Origin of the sequence: Staphylococcus croceilyticus (assembly GCF_002902575.1) — a bacterium.
GTDB lineage: Bacteria > Bacillota > Bacilli > Staphylococcales > Staphylococcaceae > Staphylococcus > Staphylococcus croceilyticus.
This window is the reverse complement of record NZ_PPRD01000069.1, coordinates 1-244: the sequence shown is the minus strand read 5'-3', so window position 1 is coordinate 244 and position 244 is coordinate 1. Positions and strand designations below refer to the sequence as shown.

Annotated in this window: 1 protein-coding gene; it reads left to right on the top strand. The window is 48.4% G+C overall.

Annotated elements, in window-relative coordinates; all coding sequences use genetic code 11:
• The coding region (locus CD128_RS08655; protein ID WP_231917281.1) for a hypothetical protein at positions 1 to 244 on the top strand (244 nt) is incomplete at both ends.

Here is a 244-nt window from a genome sequence, read left to right as displayed (position 1 = left end):
AGTGAGAGTCTTTCAGACTCAGCAAGCGCGAGCACGTCAGACAGTGAGTCAACATCAACAAGCGAAAGTGACTCAGAGTCAGCAAGTGCAAGCACCTCAGATAGTGAGTCAACATCAACGAGCGAAAGTGACTCAGACTCAGCAAGCGCAAGCACATCAGATAGTGAGTCAGCATCAACGAGTGGAAGTGACTCAGAGTCGGTAAGTACAAGTGACTCAGAAAGCACATCAGGATCAGAAAGTG